The sequence below is a fragment of the Wenzhouxiangella sp. XN79A genome, from assembly GCF_012272825.1.
Taxonomy (GTDB): domain Bacteria; phylum Pseudomonadota; class Gammaproteobacteria; order Xanthomonadales; family Wenzhouxiangellaceae.
Genome location: NZ_JAAWWS010000145.1, coordinates 206387 through 222460 on the forward strand (window position 1 = coordinate 206387; position 16074 = coordinate 222460).

The 16074-nt window shown below is 70.4% G+C and carries 13 protein-coding genes; 6 read left to right on the top strand and 7 right to left on the bottom strand.

From position 1 onward, the window contains the following. Positions 1-212: 212 nt before the first annotated feature. Positions 213-1928, bottom strand: a complete 1716-nt coding sequence (locus tag HFP89_RS07685) for a proline--tRNA ligase (RefSeq protein ID WP_168717057.1) — start codon at positions 1926-1928, stop codon at positions 213-215. 76 nt (positions 1929-2004) lie between these two features. Beyond that, positions 2005-2469 (bottom strand): DUF4124 domain-containing protein, encoded by a 465-nt coding sequence (locus HFP89_RS07690; protein WP_168717058.1) that lies wholly within the window; start codon positions 2467-2469, stop codon positions 2005-2007. A 150-nt stretch (positions 2470-2619) separates the two neighbouring features. Between HFP89_RS07690 and pssA the strand changes: the two genes are divergently transcribed. Genes pssA through HFP89_RS07710 form a run of 4 tightly spaced genes read left to right on the top strand, consistent with a single transcriptional unit; the run spans position 2620 to position 5328 of the window. After that, a complete protein-coding gene (gene pssA / locus HFP89_RS07695; RefSeq protein WP_346775208.1) occupies positions 2620-3408 on the top strand; it encodes a CDP-diacylglycerol--serine O-phosphatidyltransferase in 789 nt (262 codons plus the stop codon). Continuing rightward, positions 3405-3875 carry a hypothetical protein gene (locus HFP89_RS07700; RefSeq protein ID WP_168717059.1) on the top strand — a complete coding sequence of 157 codons (471 nt, stop codon included), beginning with the start codon at positions 3405-3407 and terminating at the stop codon, positions 3873-3875. The genes pssA and HFP89_RS07700 overlap by 4 nt, the downstream gene beginning before the upstream one ends. After that, positions 3875-4366: a ribosomal protein S18-alanine N-acetyltransferase gene (rimI, locus tag HFP89_RS07705; RefSeq protein ID WP_168717060.1), complete on the top strand. Its 492-nt coding sequence runs from the start codon at positions 3875-3877 to the stop codon at positions 4364-4366. Before HFP89_RS07700 ends, rimI begins: the two co-directional genes overlap by 1 nt. Then, positions 4363-5328: a carbon-nitrogen hydrolase family protein gene (locus tag HFP89_RS07710; protein WP_168717061.1), complete on the top strand. Its 966-nt coding sequence runs from the start codon at positions 4363-4365 to the stop codon at positions 5326-5328. Before rimI ends, HFP89_RS07710 begins: the two co-directional genes overlap by 4 nt. A gap of 217 nt (positions 5329-5545) precedes the next feature. On the opposite strand, the gene HFP89_RS07715 is transcribed toward HFP89_RS07710, so the two are convergent. The 4 genes from HFP89_RS07715 to HFP89_RS07730 form a co-directional block, all read right to left on the bottom strand. Continuing rightward, a complete protein-coding gene (locus tag HFP89_RS07715) occupies positions 5546-8413 on the bottom strand; it encodes a protein kinase (protein WP_168717062.1) in 2868 nt (955 codons plus the stop codon). Between the two features lie 46 nt (positions 8414-8459). Continuing rightward, complete coding sequence (locus HFP89_RS07720) at positions 8460-11222, bottom strand: valine--tRNA ligase (RefSeq protein ID WP_168717063.1); 2763 nt, start codon at positions 11220-11222, stop codon at positions 8460-8462. Positions 11223-11329: 107 nt separating this feature from the next. Beyond that, the gene (locus tag HFP89_RS07725; protein WP_168717064.1) at positions 11330-11731 is read right to left on the bottom strand and encodes a DNA polymerase III subunit chi; all 402 of its coding nucleotides are present in this window, start codon (positions 11729-11731) and stop codon (positions 11330-11332) included. Positions 11732-11747: 16 nt separating this feature from the next. After that, a complete protein-coding gene (locus HFP89_RS07730; protein WP_168717065.1) occupies positions 11748-13235 on the bottom strand; it encodes a leucyl aminopeptidase in 1488 nt (495 codons plus the stop codon). A gap of 210 nt (positions 13236-13445) precedes the next feature. On the opposite strand from HFP89_RS07730, the gene lptF reads away from it, so the two are divergent. Together lptF and lptG are read left to right on the top strand one after the other, a co-directional pair. Next, positions 13446-14510 carry an LPS export ABC transporter permease LptF gene (gene lptF / locus HFP89_RS07735; RefSeq protein WP_168717066.1) on the top strand — a complete coding sequence of 355 codons (1065 nt, stop codon included), beginning with the start codon at positions 13446-13448 and terminating at the stop codon, positions 14508-14510. Beyond that, positions 14510-15577, top strand: a complete 1068-nt coding sequence (gene lptG, locus HFP89_RS07740; protein ID WP_168717067.1) for an LPS export ABC transporter permease LptG — start codon at positions 14510-14512, stop codon at positions 15575-15577. The genes lptF and lptG overlap by 1 nt, the downstream gene beginning before the upstream one ends. Here lptG and HFP89_RS07745 read toward each other — a convergent pair. After that, on the bottom strand, positions 15553-15993 hold the full coding sequence (locus HFP89_RS07745; protein WP_168717068.1) for an RDD family protein: 441 nt from the start codon (positions 15991-15993) through the stop codon (positions 15553-15555). The genes lptG and HFP89_RS07745 overlap by 25 nt on opposite strands. Positions 15994-16074: the final 81 nt, after the last annotated feature.

A 16074-nucleotide genomic window follows, 5' to 3' on the forward strand; every position in this document is an offset into this window, starting at 1 on the left:
TCGAAGAAGAGGGGTCGCTACGCGGCGATGGCCTGACTCGAGTTGCCGATATGAGGCCCTTGGCGCTCGCCGGCGGTCGGCCGGGGGTTGTTCGCGATCTTCCCGAGTGACGCGGAGGCTGACTCGCAACTCGGATCCGCGGTCAAGCTCGCTCTTTCGATCAGCGTCATCTGCGTCATCTGCGTCATCTGCGGTAAAAGGCCGTTCGCCGCTTATCCCTTGCCGGCGAGCTTCAGCGCGAAGGCCTCGACCTCGTCCAGCTTCACCTCGCCGCCTTCGCCGCCGCGCCGGCGGTATTCGACGATGCCGGCGTCCAGTCCCTTGTCGCCGATGACCAGCGTATGCGGAATGCCGAGGAGCTCGACGTCGCCGAACATCACCCCGGGACGCAGCGGGCGGTCGTCCATCAGGACCTCGACGCCGGCGGAGGTCAGCGCCTGGTACAGCGCGTCGGCGAACTCCTTCACCCGGGCTGACTTCTGGTGGTTCAGCGGCAGGATCGCGACGGTGAACGGCGCCAGCGGCTCGGGCCAGATGATCCCGCGGTCGTCGTGGTTCTGTTCGATCGCGGCGGCGACGATGCGCGAGACGCCGATGCCGTAGCAGCCCATCCATGGGTGCTGGCCGCGGCCGTTCTCGTCCATGACCACGGCGTTCATGGCCTCGGAGTACTTCGTGCCGAGCTGGAAGATGTGGCCGACCTCGATGCCGCGGATCAGCGACAGCGTGCCCGAGCCGTCGGGCGCCGGGTCGCCGGCCCGGACGTTGCGCAGGTCGGCGACGTCGGGCAGTGCGACGTCGCGCTGCCAGTTGATGCCGAAGTGGTGCTTGCCGTCTTCGTTGGCGCCGGCCGAGAAATCGCTCATCGCGGCGACCGTGCGATCGGCGACCACCGGAATCGGCAGGCCGACCGGACCCAGGCTGCCGGGGCCGGCGCCGATGGCCGAGCGGATCGCGGCTTCATCGGCCATGACCAGCGGGCTGGCGACCTGCGGCAGTTTTTCGGCCTTGACCGCGTTCAGTTCATGATCGCCGCGCACCAGCAGGGCGACGAGGTCGAAGTCCTGGTCTTCGGCGGCTTCGACGACCAGGGTCTTGACGGTCTTCTCGATCGGGACCTCGAACTGCTCGACCAGGTCGTCGATGGTGCGCGCGTTCGGCGTATCGACGATGCGCAGCTCTTCGCTCGGCGCGGCGCGCTGGTCGTCGCACAACGCTTCGGCCCGTTCGACGTTGGCCGCGTAGGCGCCGCCTTCGACATGGGCGATGACGTCCTCGCCCGAATCGGCCAGCACGTGGAACTCGTGGCTGGTCGCCCCGCCGATGTTGCCCGAGTCGGCCGTGACTGCCTTGAAGGTCAGGCCGAGCCGTTCGAAGATCCGGGAGTAGGTCCTGTACATGACCTGGTAGAACGCGTCGAGATCGGCTTCGTCCATGTGGAAGGAATAGCCGTCCTTCATCAGGAACTCGCGCGCGCGCATCACGCCGAAGCGCGGGCGGATCTCGTCGCGGAACTTGGTCTGGACCTGGTAGAAGCAGATCGGCAGCTGCTTGTACGAGCGCAGCTCGGCGCGCGCGAACTCGGTGATCACCTCTTCATGGGTCGGGCCGAAGGCGTACTCGCGGCCGGCCCGGTCGGTCATCTTCAGCAGAAGCGGCCCGAAGGTGTCCCAGCGGTCGGTCTCCTTCCACAGCTCCGAGGGCTGGACCGAAGGCATCAGCAGCTCGAGGCAGCCCGAGGCATCCATTTCCTCGCGGACCACCTGCTCGACCCGGCGCAGCACCTTCAGGCCCAGCGGGGTCCAGGTGTAGATTCCTGAAGTCAGCTTGCGGATCATGCCGGTCCGGAGCATCAGCTGGTGACTGACGACTTCGGCGTCGGCGGGAACTTCGCGCAGCGTGGCGAGGTGGAACGCGCTGGTCTTCATGGGTACGGTTCAACGGCACGGACAAGCGCGCAAGTCTACCAGTTAGCCGCAGCGGTTCGAGCGGCCCGGTGCGGCCTCAGCCGTTGTCTTCGCACCACTCCTCGAGGAAGGCGCGGGTTTCGGCGATCTGGGCCTCGCGGGCTTCGCCCTCGACCACTTCGACCGTGCCGTCGGCGCGCTCGACCTCGATCCGGCGTCGGTTCTCGAGCCAGAACAGGTTCTCCCGGGCCTGGGTGCAGCGCGCCGCAACGACTTCGGGATCGGGCTCGGCGCGCCGAGGCATCTGCGCCTCGTCGCCGGCCTCGTCGCCGGCGTCCTCGGCTTCGCTCCGCGCGTCGGCATCGGCGTCGGCCGCGGGAGCGGACGACGGGGTGATCACGCTGATCGAGGTGTCGACCGTCTCGTACGGGCGGTCCGGCGGCGGACTGGCGGTGAAATGCGTCGTGCCCTCATCGTCGGTCCACTTGTAGTAGGTCTGCCCCCATCCAGACGTCGCTGCGGCCAGCAGCAGGGCCAGGCCGGCAATCTTCAGGATGTTCATCTCGTACCGCCCAAGGTTGGTCAGGATATGAGTCGACAGAGTAGCGAGGTTGCGGCAGCGGATGCAAGCCGCGGCGGGTCGGTTTAGGATACCCGTCCGGGACGCGAGCTCCGCGTCCTTCGAAGCATCGACGCGAGGCCAGACTCAGGCGTGACTCCACCCCCGACCGACGACCCGCCCGGCGCGCCCGGCCCCCTGGCCCGCGGCGCCTACCTGCTGCCCAACGCACTGACCACGGCTGCGCTGATGGCGGGCTTCTACGCGATCATCGCCGGCATCCAGGGCCAGATCGTGCCGGCCTGCGTCGCGGTGGTCATCGCCGGCGTGCTCGACGGGCTCGATGGCCGGGTCGCGAGGCTGACCGGCACCCAGTCGGACTTCGGGGTCCAGTACGACAGTCTGTCCGACCTGGTCTCGTTCGGACTGGCGCCGTCGCTGCTGGTCTGGAGCTGGTCGCTGAGCACGCTGCAGCTGTCGGGTCCGCTGGGCGAGAAGCTCGGCTGGCTGGTGGCGTTCTTCTACACCGCCTGCGGCGCGCTGCGGCTGGCCCGGTTCAACAGCCAGGCCGGGGTCGCCGACAAGCGGTTCTTCCAGGGCCTGGCCAGTCCGGCCGCGGCCGGCACGCTGGTCTCGACGATCTGGTTCCTGGAAAGCCGCGGCGTGGCGGCCGACGCGGTGGCCTGGCCGATGCTCGTGCTGACCGTGATGCTCGGCACCCTGATGGTCTCGCGGGTGCGCTACGCCAGCTTCAAGGGCGGCGGGACGCGCGAGAAGCGGGTGCCGATCGCCTGGATCTTCCTGCTGCTGGTGCTGATCGTGCTGCTGGCGATCGACGTACCGGCGGTGCTGTTCACCATCGGCGTGCTGTATGTGGCGTCCGGCGTGGCGCTGACGCTGCACGGACGCTACCAGCAGCGCAAGCGGAGGCTGCGCCGATGAGCGCGGCGCGGACCGACGCGGAGCGTCTGCGCCGCCTGCGCGCGCTGGGCGTGGAGGTCTGGCTGCGGCGCGACCGGCCGGCTCCGGACGCAGCGCTGCCGGCCGAGGACGAGTCGCATCGGGCCGCCGCCGACGTGCCGCGGATCCGGCTTGCGCCCGGCCGCGGTCGTTGGCTGCTGCTCGGCGAGGGCACCGAGCGGCCCGACTGCCGCGCGCTGCTCGACGACCTGCGCGGCCTGCTCGGCGCCGAGGCATGCCGCTTCGGCCAGTGGTCCGACTCGCCCGAATCCGGCGTCGCGGCCGAGGACTGGGCCGAGCGGGGCATCGAATGGGTGCTGGACTTCGGCGGGCCCGGTGCGGCCCACCCGGCGGTGCTGAACCTGCCCCGGCTCGACGAACTGACCGCGTCGGCCGAGGCGCGCAAGCGCCTCTGGCAGGCGCTCCGGCCGCTGCTGGAGACGGACTGATGGTGGCCGTGCTGCAGCCCCGGGTGGAACTTCGCCCGATGCGGCGCGACGACCTGGACGCGGTCCACGAAGTCGAGGCGGCGTCCTACCCGTTCCCCTGGACGCGCGGGGTGTTCGCCGACTGCCTGAGGATGGGCTACTGCTGCCGGGTGGCCGCGGTCGATGGCGATCTGGCCGGCTACATGATTCTCTCGGCCGGTGCCGGTGAGGCCCACCTGTTGAACCTGTGCGTGGCCCCGGCCATGCGCGGCGCCGGCATCGCCCGGGTGCTGCTCGACGGTGCGCTGGTCGAGGCGCGGCTGCTGCGCACCGGGCGGCTGTTTCTCGAAGTCCGGCCGTCGAACGCCCGCGCCGTGGAGCTCTACCGCAGGAACGGGTTCCGCACCATCGGCAAGCGGCCCGGTTACTACCCGGCCGAGGGCGGCCGCGAGGACGCGCTGGTCATGGTCCGGCACCTCGACGCCGCCCGGTCCGGCGCGCCTGCCCGATGAGTGGCCCGCTGCGCGTGGCCGCGGCGCAGATCGCGCCGGTCTGGCTGGACCGCGAGGCCACGCTGGCCCGTGTCGTCGAGGCGATCGACGAGGCTGCCGGGCTGGGCGCTGGCCTGGTGGCCTTCGGCGAGTGCCTGGTGCCCGGCTACCCGTTCTGGGTCGACCGCACCGACGGCGCCCGGTTCGAATCGCCGGTGCAGACCGAGCTGTGGGCGCACTACGTCGACCAGGCGGTCGACCTCGACGCCGGCCAGCTCGAGCCGGTCTTCGAGGCCGCCCGACGCGGCCGGATCGGGGTGGTGCTCGGGGTGCTCGAACGACCGGCCGAGCGCGGCGAGAGCGTCTACGCCACGGCCGTTTCGATCGACTCCCGGGGCGCGCTGCGGGCTGCCCACCGCAAGCTGATGCCGACCTACGAGGAACGGCTGGTCTGGGCCACCGGCGACGGACACGGCCTGCGCACCTGGCCGCTGGACGACTTCACCGTCGGCGCCCTGAACTGCTGGGAGAACTGGATGCCGCTGGCCCGCGCCAGCCTGCAGGCCCAGGGCGAGGACCTGCACGTGGCGATCTGGCCCGGCAATCCGCGCAACACGCTCGATATCACCCGGCACATGGCGCGCGAAGGGCGAAGCTACGTGCTCTCGGTATCGGGCCTGCTGCGGCCCGAGGACCTGACCGAGGAGGTGATCGACCGGTTGCCGCAGGCCGACGCGCTGCGGTCGGCGGCCGCCGACCTTCCGTGGGCGCGCGGCGGGTCGTGTCTTGCCGGGCCCGACGGTGAATGGGTGATCGAGCCGGTCCTCGACGAAGCCGGGCTGTTCGTCGCCGAGATCGACGCCGCGGCCGTGCGCCGCGCTCGCCAGACCTTCGATCCGGCCGGCCATTACTCCCGGCCCGACGTGTTCGAACTGCACGTCGATCGTCGCCGCCAGCGGCTGGGCCGGTTCGAGGACGAGTAAGCACGGCACCGGCCCCGGTCGCTCGCCGTCGTTGCCTTGCCGGCCGGCCCGTGCCTGCCGGCGACTGTCCGGCGGTTGATCGAGGTTCCGTCGGATATCGCGTGCTGCCGCCGCTCGAAGGCCGCATGGCGTCCGACCGATCGACCGCGGCTCGCGATGGGTGCCTCGAACGTCGGTGCCTCGAACTATCGGGAACCCTTCGCGACCCGTCCGGTGATCACGGCGGCGACGTTCCGGTCGAAGCCGGCCCGCCGTTTCGACCCGGGTCTTCGGCGACCGACCGACAGGCCGCGTCGCGCTGTCCTTCCTGCGACAGCGTCGCGGTGCGGATCAGCGCATCCAGCCGCTGCCGCGCCGCGGTGGCGCTTTCCCGGCCCGTGAAACGGCTCGCGATACTGCAAAGTGCATAAGCGCGTGCATCATCGGCGGCGGCCGGCTCGGCCAGCGCTTCTTCGATGCGCTCGATCAGGGCCGAACCGGTCGCATCGTGGTCGGCCAGCCGGAGTTGCAGGCCGAGCAAGCGCAGGGTGGTCGATGGGTGACCGACGACCTCGGCCGGGGCCCGGGCAGATTCGTCCATCCACGCCGCGGCCGTGACCCGATCGCCGCGCTCGAAGGCGATCCTGGCGATTCGCCAGCGCAGGGCCTGGGGCAGCGACTGCCAGCGCGCCGGGGATTCCATGCGGTCGAGCCGTTCGGCGGCAAGCGCGGTCGCCGCGTCCAGTGCGGCATCGTCGGCCCCGGCGAGCGCAAGGCCGGCGAGTTCGACGTCGAACATCTGGATGGCCGCCGGCGTGGTCGCGCCCCAGGCCTGCTCGAGGACTTCGCGGGCGAGGACGGCCGTTTCGGCCGCCCGCGCGCCGCGACCGAGGGCCAGCAGCGTGCGCGCCCGGGTCAGGTTGGTCAGGGCCTGTTCGATTTCGAGGCCCGGGCGCTGCTGGGCCGCGGCGGCCTCGTCGAGCAGCGCCAGTGCTTCGTCGAAGCGACCGCGCTGACGCAGCGTGTCGCCCAGCGAATAGCGGGTCCGGGCAATCGCGGGATGGCCTTCGGGGTAGGTCTCGAGCGCCAGCTCCAGCGCGCTGCGATCGTGCTCCAGGGCTTCGTCGAGCCGACCGAGCTGGGCAGCGACCGCGGCCAGGTTCGACAGGGTGTTGACCATGTTGGCGGCTTCTTCATTGCCCATCCGGCGCTGGATCTCGAGGCTTGCCAGCGCGGCGGCGTATGCGGCTTCGAGATCGCCCTGGTTGAAGCCCAGGATCACCCGGGCGCCCTGCAGTTCGCGCTGTGCATCGAGGGGCGGGTCGGGCATGTCGGCCAGCAGCGCTTCGGCGCGTCGGATCGCATCGTCCATGGCCTCGGGCCGGTTCAGGTTGGCATGGACGCTGGCATAGCCCGACCACAGCCGCAGGTGGAGGGCCCGAGCTTCGGGGCGGTCCGGCGGTGGCAGCAGCTCGCGCATCCGGTCCAGCGCGGCGGCCTGGGCGCGGTAGTCCTTGCGGGTGCCTTCCAGCACCGCACGCTCCAGCCACAGCCGTGCCCGCAGCAGCGGAGACAGGTCCGGGTGCGCGTCGATCAGCGCCTCGGCGCGGTCGAACTCGGCGGCGGCGTCGTCGTGCCAGCCGAGCGCGACCTGGACATCGCCCAGCGTGATCAACAGCTCCGCGCGGGTCGCCGGGTCCAGCGCCTGGTCGGTCTCGGCCTGCAGGCTGCCCTGGCGCAGCACGTCACGCATGTCCAGTTCGTTGCCGCCGGCCTGCCAGGGATCGGCGGCCACCAGCATCGTCAGCAGGAACTCCTTGATGGTTTCGGCCCGGTCCGCCTCACGGATAGCGGCGGCGGCCTCGTGCTGCGCGCGAACTGCCTGCCAGGTCGCGATCGTTGCGCCGGCGGTCAGCGACACGATCGCCAGCCCGCCGGCCAGCGCCAGCCCGCGATTGCGACGCAGCCACTTGGCGACGCGGTCGGCGGTTCCGGCCGGCCGTGCGCGGACCGGGCGCTGGGCCTGCCAGGCGTCGAGGTCGCGCTCGAAGGCTTCGGCCGAGTGATAGCGCTGCTCGGGATCTTCGGCAGTGGCGGTGATGCAGATCGCGTCGAGGTCGCCGCGCAGACGGCGTGCCGGGCAGTGCCGGTCGGGGTGCTCCGAGGGTCGGCCCGGTGACGGCTCGAGCGGCTGGCCGAGCAGGGCTCGGGTCGCGGCGCTGGCCGAGCGCGGCGGCCGGCCGGTCAGCAGTCGGTACATCAGCATGCCGAGACCGTGGATGTCGGTGGCCACGGACGGCGACACGCCGGCCAGCTGTTCCGGCGCGGCCCAGCCCGGCGAACAGTGCAGGCGGGCGCGGGTGCGGTCGGCCTCGTCGCGATCGAGCAGTCGGGCGATGCCGAAGTCGACCAGCCGCGCCCGGCCGTCGGTATCGACCAGGACGTTGCTTGGCTTCAGGTCGGCATGGACGATCAGCCGGGCGTGGGCATGGGCGACGGCGGCGGCGACCTGGCGCAGCAGCTCGATGCGCAGCTCGAGCGAGGCGGCGTTGCGGTCGCACCAGACATCGATCGGCTCACCATCGACGTACTCCATGACCAGGTAGGGCCAGCCTTCGTCGCTGACCCCGCCGTCGAGCAGGTGCACGATTCCCGGATGGGCCAGGCCGGCCAGCAGGCGCAGCTCGTGTTCCAGCGACCGGCGGTTTCTGCGGCCCGACTCGGCAGTGCCGAGGGCCGCATGGAGCACCTTCAGTGCGACCCGGCGCTGGTACTGGCCGTCGTTGCGTTCGGCGAGCACCACGGTGGCCATGCCGCCGCGCTGAAGTTCGCGGGTCACGCGCCAGTGACCGATCCGGATCCCGGTCCAGTCGGCCGGTGGCGGCGTGGCATCGTCGGCAAGCAGTTCGCCGGCCAGCATATGGCCCACGGTGCGGTCGATGAACGAGGGTTCCGGCGCGTCGTGCGCGCGCAGCAACCGATCGAGCAGGCGGCCGGCCTCCGGGCTGAGCTGCTCGCCGTCCAGGATCCGTGCCCGCTCGGCGGCGGGCCGCTCGGCGAGGCGGTCGAACCACTCGGCCGCTTCGCGCCATGTCGCTTCGGTCAAGGCCATTCGGGACGCTCTCCGAAGAATCGGTCGTGTGCTCGGACGATCAGACCAGGGCGCGCAGTTTCTCCACCTGGGCCTCCAGCTCGGCGGCGTTCGCCGAATGCTCGGCCAGCCGCTGGCGTTCCTTGTCGACCACCTCGGCCGGTGCGTTGTCGACGAAACGCGGATTGGCCAGCTTCTTCTCGGCGACCTGCCGGCCGTTGCGCTCGCGCTCGAGCTGTTTTTCCAGCCGGGCGATTTCCTCGCCGAGATCGACCAGGCCGGCCAGCGGGATCAGCAGCCGCATTTCGCCGGCCAGCTGCACCGCGCAGTCGGCGGTATCGCGCTCGGCGGCCACGCGCTCGATCGACTCGAGCCGGGCCAGCCGCCGGATCAGGCCGTCGAAGCGGTCCAGTCGTTCGAGGTCGGCATCGGTCGCGTTCTGGACCATCAGCGGCATCGGCTTGCCCGGCGCCAGGCCCAGTTCGGTCCGCGCCGAGCGAATCCCGGACACGACCTGCTTGAGCCACTCGGCGTCGGCTTCGGCGGCGGCGTCGGTCGGGCCGGGTTCGGGCCAGGCGGCGCCGACCAGGAACGGCGTGTCGATCGCCAGCGGCTGCTTGAGCTTCTGCCAGATTTCCTCGGTGACGAACGGCACGAAGGGGTGCAGCAGCCGGAGCAGGGCGTCGAGCACTTCGGCCAGCGTCCGCCGGGTGCCGGCGGCGACGGCCGGGTCGGCGTCCCCGGCCAGCGCCGGCTTGGCCAACTCCAGGTACCAGTCGCAGAACTGGTGCCAGGTGAATTCGTACAGGGCCTGGGCGGCCAGGTCGAAGCGGTAGTCGGCCAGCGCCCGATCGACGGCCTCGATCGTGCGCGCCAGCGACGAGCGGATCCAGCGTGAAATCACGTCGTCGGCCGGCGCCTGGTGCAGCGTCTCCTCGCCGATGTTCATGAACACGAAGCGCGAGGCGTTCCAGAGCTTGTTGATGAAGTTGCGGTAGCCCTCGCACCTGGACAGATCGAACTTGATGTCGCGGCCGTGGCCGGCCAGCGCGGTGAAGGTGAACCGCAGGGCATCGGCGCCGAAGGCCGGGATGCCGTCCGGAAACTCCTCGCGGGTGTGTTTCTCGATCGCGGCCTTCATCTGCGGCTGCATCAGTGCGGCGGTGCGCTTGGCCACCAGGTCGTCGAGCGCGATGCCGTCGATCAGGTCGATCGGGTCGAGCACGTTGCCCCTGGACTTCGACATCTTCTGGCCGTCGCGATCGCGGATCAGGCCGGTGATGTAGACCTGCTCGAACGGCACCTTGCCGGTGAAATGGCCGGTCATCATGATCATCCGGGCGACCCAGAAGAAGATGATGTCGAAGCCGGTGACCAGGACCGAGCTCGGCAGATAGCGGTCGTAGCCTTCCGACTTCATCCGCTCGGTGTCCGGCCAGCCCAGCGTGGAGTGTGCCCACAGCGCCGAGGAGAACCAGGTCTCGAGCACGTCCGGATCCTGCTGCAGCGGCGTGCCGTCGGCGATGCCGTGCTTTTCGCGGACCTCCGTTTCGCTGCGGCCGACGTAGACGTTGCCGGCTTCGTCGTGCCAGGCCGGAATCCGGTGGCCCCACCACAGCTGGCGGCTGATGCACCAGTCCTGCAGGTTCTCCATCCAGTGCCGGTAGGTGTTGATCCAGTTGCCGGGCACGAACTCGACGTCGCCGTTCTCGACGGTCTCGAGCCCGAGCTTGCCCAGCGAATCCATCTTCACGAACCACTGGTCGGTCAGGTAGGGCTCGATGACCTGGCCGGAGCGATCGCCGCGCGGCACGACCATCGCGTGGGGTTTCTCTTCGACCAGCAGGCCGTCGGTCTTGAGATCGTCGACGATGCGCTTGCGCGCGGCAAAGCGATCCAGGCCGCGATAGGCCTCCGGCGCGTTGTCGTTGATCCGGGCCTCGGGCGTGAAGATGTTGATCGGCTCGAAGCCGTGCCGGGCGCCGACCTCCCAGTCGTTGAAGTCGTGGGCCGGCGTGATCTTGACGCAGCCGGTGCCGAACTCGGGGTCGACGTAGTCGTCGGCCACGACCGGGATCTCGCGGTCGGTCAGCGGCAGCCTGACCGTCCTGCCGACCAGGTCGGTGTAGCGCTCGTCGTCGGGGTGGACCGCCACGCAGACGTCGCCGAGCAGCGTCTCGGGCCGGGTGGTCGCGACCACCACGTCGCCGTTGCCGTCGCTGCGCGGATAGCGGATCGACCACAGTCGGCCCTGTTCGTCGCTGTTGACGACCTCGAGGTCGGAGATCGCGGTCCTGAGCACCGGGTCCCAGTTGACCAGCCGCGGGCCGCGGTAGATCAGGCCTTCATCGTGCAGCCGAACGAAGGTCTCGACGACCGCTTCGGACAGGTCGTCGTCCATCGTGAAGCGCTCGCGCGACCAGTCGGCCGACGCGCCGAGCCGGCGCATCTGGCGGGTGATCGTCGAGCCCGATTCCTGCTTCCATTGCCAGACCCGGTCGATGAACTGCTGCCGGGTGTAGTCGTCGCGTTTGCCGCCTTCGGCTTCGATCTGGCGAGTGACGACCATTTCGGTCGCGATGCCGGCGTGGTCGACGCCGACCTGCCACAGCGTGTCGAAGCCCTTCATCCGGTGGGCGCGGACCAGGCAGTCCATCAGGGTGTGCTGGAACGCATGCCCCATGTGCAGCGTGCCGGTGACGTTCGGTGGCGGCAGCAGGATGGTGTAGGGCGTGCCCTTGCCTGCGGGCCGGAAACAATCGGCGTCCTCCCAGGCGGGATACCAGCGGGATTCGATGCGGTCGGGGTCGTAGGTCTTGTCCATGGCGTAGGGTGGGTCGCGCGCGCGGCCTGTCCGGTTCGGTAGCGGGAGAACCACAATGGTACTGCGAGCGGCCGTCCGTCGGGCCGTCGGGCCGATGTCGATCGAGATCAGCTCAGGACATGGTGGTGCAGGTCGGCGCCGGCGGCCTTCCAGTCCTTCCAGCGCTGGCGCAGGCGCGGGCGCGCGTCCTCGTCGGCCGGGACCAGTTCGAGCACCCGGTCGTAGCGGCCCTGCGGCAGCGGGGCGGTCGGATCGAGGTTGATCAGCAGCGCGGCGGCATCGGGGGCGCGTTCGACCAGCCGGATCGGCGCGGCCCGGTCGTCGATGCCGTGCGGCAGGAAACGACCGGCCGGCTTGCGCCAGAGCCGGTCGTCGAGTTCGGCCAGCGCGCCGCGGGGCGCGACCAGCACGATGTCGGTCAGTGTCGGCCAGGCCTTGCCGACCAGGACAGCGGCCACCTCCAGCGGGTCCTGGAAGCGGCCGGCCAGCTCGTAGAAGTCGACGCGCATCGAGCCGCCGTGCCGATCAGCCGGCGCGGTCGATCAGCCAGCGAACCAGCAGTCCGACCGGGCGGCCGGTCGCGCTTTCCGGCTTGCCCCATTGCCAGGCCGAGCCGGCGATGTCGATGTGCGCCCAGCGGGTGTCCTCGACGAAGCGCGACAGGAAACAGCCGGCAGTGATCGAGCCGGCCGGCATGCCGCCGATGTTCTTCATGTCGGCGAACGGTGTTTCGATCTGCTTCTGGTACTCGTCCCACAGCGGCAGGCGCCAGCCGCGGTCCGAGGCCTCGAGGCCGGCGGTGAGCAATTCTTCGGCCAGTTCGTCGTCCCGGGTCATGATGCCGCTGGCGTGATGGCCCAGCGCGACCACGCAGGCGCCGGTCAGAGTCGCGATGTCGACCATCGCTGCCGGCTTGCTGTTGCGCTCGGTCCAGGTCAGCGCGTCGGCCAGGATCATCCGGCCCTCGGCGTCGGTGTTGTGGACTTCGATGGTCTTGCCCGCCATCGAGGTGATCACGTCGCCGGGACGATAGGCGCCGGCATCGGGCATGTTCTCGACCGCCGCGACCACGCCGTCGACGTTCAGCGGCAGCTTCATCCGGGCCACGGCCTCGAGCGCGCCGATCGTGGCCGCCGCGCCGCCCATGTCGAACTTCATCTGTTCCATCAGCTCGCGCGGCTTCAGCGAGATGCCGCCGGTGTCGAAGGTCACGCCCTTGCCGACCAGCGCATACGGCGCGCCGCTGCCGCCGGTCCAGCGCAGCCGGATCAGCCGCGGCCGGTTGACGCTGCCCTTGCCGACGGCCATCAATGCGTTCATGCCCAGCTCGATCATCGCGTCTTCTTCGAGCACTTCGACCTCGAGCCCGTCGATCTCCTCGGCCAGCTGCGTGGCGCGCTCGGCCAGGTAGGCCGGAGTGCAGATGTTCGGCGGCAGGTCGGCCAGGTCGCGCGCGGTCCGGACGCCGGCGTTGACCGCGTCGGCCCGGGTCAGCAGGGCATCGATGCCGTCGATGGCCGGCAGGGTCACCGATTCGGTCGGCGGTGCGTCGTCGTCGCGCGGGGTCCGGGTCGCGGTATAGACGTAATCGCCGTGGTCCATGCCGATCGCGGCCTGGAAGGTCTTCCAGGCATCGTCGCGGCCGGGCACCTCGAGCAGCGGCAGCAGGCAGTGGGCGCTGCGCGCCCGACTGGCCCGGACCGCCTGACCGGCCGCACGGGTGATCGCGGCATAGACATGCTCCGTCCACTTGCCGGGCTTGCCGAGGCCGACGATCAGCAGGCGCCGTGCGCGCAGCCCGTCCGGTTCGTGCAGCATCAGGCTGCGGCCGGCGGAGGTCGGCAGCTCGCCGGCTTCGCGCAGGCGTTCGAGCAGCCCGCCGGTGGCCTCGTTCAGGGAACCGGCCCAGCCGGGCAGCGCCGCGGCGTGCATCAGGCCGATCACCAGGCAGTCGGTGTCGACGGAAACCGGATCGGCATCGATCGGGGAAAGCGAAATACGGGACTGAGTCATACAGAACTTCCTTGTGGCGTCAGGGGCGCGCGGGCGGGCCGGCCGGCATGGGGCCGCGGTCCGGCATCGGTCTGTACCGGTGTCGCGCGATCGGGCATCGGTGCATTGTACCCTTGAGGCTGCATTCCGCAGCCGGTCGCCGAGGCCGCATCCGATGTCTCCGAGGTTTTCCAATCCTGCTGGCGCCGCGCAGCGGCCGGACGCGGTCCCATGAACGGCGCGGTGCTGACCCGGTATCTCGTCCGGCAGACGGCCGGCGCGGCGCTGGCCACGCTGCTGGTGCTGCTCGGCGTGACGCTGGCGCTGTTCCTGGCCGAACTGCTCGGCGAGGTGGCCGATGGCCGGGCCGCGTCGCGTTCGGTGTTCCTGCTGCTGGCGCTTCGGGTTCCGGAGGCCGTTCATCTGGTCGCGCCGCTGGCGCTGATGCTCGGCGTGCTGATGACGCTGGGCCAGCTGGCCTCGGGCGGCGAGCTGAGCGTGATGCGCGCGGCCGGGCTCGCGCCGCTGCGGCTGGCCCTGCCGCTGCTCGGTCTGGCCGTGCTGTGGTCGGCGGCGGTGCTTGCGGTGAGCGGCTGGATTGCGCCGTGGACGGCGCGCGAAAGTGCCGCGCTCGATGCCCGCCTGGCCGAGGACATCCTGCTGTCGGGGCTGCGTCCGGGCCAGTTCCAGCGGCTCGGTGGTGGTGCATTGAACGTATTCGTCGGCGAGATCGACAGCGAAACGGCAACGCTGCGTGATGTCTTCATCCAGCGCAGCGACGATGAGCGAACCGAGATCCTGCGCGCGCCGCGCGGCGCGTTGAGCGTGGACCCGGAACGCGGGTTGCGCCTGCTGACGCTGTTCGACGGCGTCCACATCAGCCATGCCGACGACGGCGCCGGCCTGCCGCTGCGGGTGGTCCGCTTCGCGCGCAACGAATTCGACGTGCCGGTGCCGGTGGACCCCGACGCGACCGATCCGGTTCGTTCGCGCGAGTCGGCGGCCCTGCTGCGCGGCGGCTCGATCGAGGAACGTCGCGAACTGCACTGGCGCGCCGCCCCGGCGCTGGCCGGCCTGCTGCTGACCCTGCTGGTGCTGCCGGCCGCGTTGGCATCACCACGCGGCGGGCGCTTCGGCGTGATCGTGCCGGCGCTGGTGGTCTACCTCGTCTACACCAATGGATTGAACCTGGTGCTCGGTCGCGACGACCTCGATCCGGCCGGCGCCTGGGTGGTCCATGGCCTGGTCGCATTGCCGGCCGTGCTGGCCCTGATCGCCTGGCAGAGGCGCTGGTGATGCCGGGCCGGCTGACGCGCTACCTGCTGGCCCGAACCGTGCTCGGCGTGCTCGGCGTTTCGCTGTTGCTGGTCGGCTTGTACGCCGGCATCGACGTGGTCCGCGAGGCCGGCGATCTGCAGCGCGATTACGACGTGCCGGAAATGCTGGTGTTCGTCGCGCGGACTCTTCCGACGCGGGTCTACGACATCTTCCCGTTCGCGGCGCTGATCGGCGTGCTGGTCGGGCTCGGTCAACTGGCGGCGCAGCGCGAGCTGGTGGCGATGCGCGCGGCCGGCATGGACCGGGCCGGCATCGCGCTGCGCGCCGCCGGCGCGGCCCTGGCGCTGGCGCTGGCGGTGATGGCAATGGCCGAATTCATGGTGCCCAGGCTCGATGCGGTGGCGCGGATCGACCGGGAGCAGGCCCGCACCGGCAGTGTCGGCAGCACCGAAGGCGCCGGGCTCTGGCTGCGGGACGGTTCACGGATGATCCACGTCGGCCTGCTGCTCTGGACGCCGGAGGCCCGCGCCGATTTCGCCGACCTGAACGTCTACATCGCCGCGGCCGACGGTCGTCCGGTCACGCTGGTCCGGGCCGAGGGCGGCACCCACGACGGTCGCTCGTGGCGGCTGGAGCGCGGTACCCGGCTGGACCTGGATACGGGCCGGGTCGAGCCGTTCGAGCAGACTGTGTTGCCATCGGCGCTGAATCCCGACGTGTTCGACGCACTGGCGACCCGCCCGCGACTGCTGCCGATCGACGACATCCTTCGCATCCGCAGCTACCTTGAGGCCAATGCGCTCGACGCCGGCGCCTATGAAGAAGCGTTCTGGCGGCGCGTGCTCTACCCGATCAACCTGCTTGCAATGGTGCTGATCGGCTTGCCGCTGCTGTTCCGACCGGGCCGCCAGGCCTCGACCGCGGTCAACGTGTTCGTCGGCGTTGCGCTGGGGGTCGGGTTCGTCGTCGTTCAGCGGATCAGCCTCGGACTGGCACCGGTGCTGCCGGTTCCGCTCGGTGTGACGCACGCCCTGCCGGCGCTGCTGTTCGGCGGTGCGGCTTACGCGCTGCTGCGGCGCGGTTGATCGGTGATCAACACCAGCCGGGTGCCGCTGGCGCGATCGTGCCAGGTGGCGCCATCGGCGCGAAACAGCGCGCTCCAGAAACCGGCGCCGAGCGCGGCGATGGACACCATGCCGACCGCGAAGCGCGTTGCCAGCGCAGCGAACGCCGGCGGTGAGGTCGGCGCGTCGAGACGGATCTTCCACGCCCGCATGCCGACGGTCTGGCGGCCCATGCGCCAGCATCCGCCGAAGTAGGCGAAGGCCACCAGCACCAGGAAGAGCTGGAAGCCGAGCTGCCCGCTATCGACCGCGTCACCGGTCGGAATCACCACCAGGGCGGCTGCGATCATCCACAGTCCGGCCAGGATGAGGCCGTCGTAGATCAACGCGAACAGGCGTCGTGACAGTGGACAGGGTCGGGGGTCGAACTCGGACATGACGATCGGCATGCGGTTTGGAACAACCAATCGATTGTGGCATAGTAGACGATTGGCCTGTCATGACAGGTCATCCCGAAC